Genomic DNA, 597 nt, shown 5'->3' on the forward strand with positions numbered 1-597 from the left:
GGGCGAAATCCGCATTGCCCACGTGCACAGCATGACGGGGCCGCTCGAAGCCTACGGCAAGCAGACCCAGACGGGCCTGATGATGGGCCTGGAGTACGCCACCGGCGGCACCATGATGGTGGGAGGCAAGAAGCTGGTGGTGATCGAGAAAGACGACCAGGGCAAGCCCGACCTGGGCAAGAGCCTGCTGGCGACGGCCTATTCGGACGACAAGGCCGACATCGCCGTGGGTCCCACGGCCTCGGGCGTGGCGCTGGCCATGCTGCCGGTGGCCGAGGAATACAAGAAGATCCTGCTGGTCGAGCCTGCTGTGGCCGATTCGATCACCGGCGACAAGTGGAACAAGTACATCTTCCGCACCGGCCGCAACAGCAGCCAGGACGCCATCAGCAACGCTGTGGCGATCGACAAGGAAGGCGTGACCATTGCCACGCTGGCGCAGGACAACGCCTTTGGGCGTGACGGCGTGAAAGCCTTCAAGGACTCGGTGAAGAAAGCCAAGCTCTCGCACGAGGAATACCTGCCCGCCGCCACGACGGACTTCACGGCCGGTGCGCAGCGCCTGATCGACAAGCTCAAGGACCAGCCGGGGCGCAA

The 597-nt window shown here is 64.5% G+C and carries 1 protein-coding gene; it reads left to right on the plus strand.

Annotated elements, in window-relative coordinates; translation table 11 throughout:
- On the plus strand, nt 1-597 hold a 597-nt coding region (locus ACYVOC_RS18875; RefSeq protein WP_461162787.1), incomplete at both ends, for an ABC transporter substrate-binding protein.

The sequence above is a fragment of the Simplicispira piscis genome, from assembly GCF_054783455.1.